Below are 263 nucleotides of genomic sequence, written 5' to 3'. Positions count from 1 at the left end.
CGGGGAGCCGACGTTCGCTAGAATTTTAGAGCCTGTATTTGCTCCACTGCACTTGCCAGATTCGGTGTTCCACACGATTACCTTTCTTATTGCATTTTCCTTGATGACCACCTTGCATATTACATTGGGTGAGCAGTTCCCCAAAACGTATGCCATTCGTAAAGCTGAACAGATTACGCTGCTTACCGCAGGACCGATGGTTTTGTTCTACAAGATTATGTACCCTTTTATTTGGCTGCTGAATGGAATATCCAACTGGATGC

1 protein-coding gene is annotated in these 263 nt (G+C 45.2%); it reads left to right on the top strand.

What is annotated here, in order from left to right; translation table 11 throughout:
* Positions 1–263 (top strand): CNNM domain-containing protein (locus KVT27_RS25110; RefSeq protein ID WP_217582222.1); only part of this gene is annotated, 263 nt, incomplete at both ends.

The organism is Lysinibacillus sp. GbtcB16, assembly GCF_019091145.1.
GTDB lineage: Bacteria > Bacillota > Bacilli > Bacillales_A > Planococcaceae > Lysinibacillus > Lysinibacillus fusiformis.
This window is presented reverse-complemented; position numbering and strand designations above follow the sequence as displayed.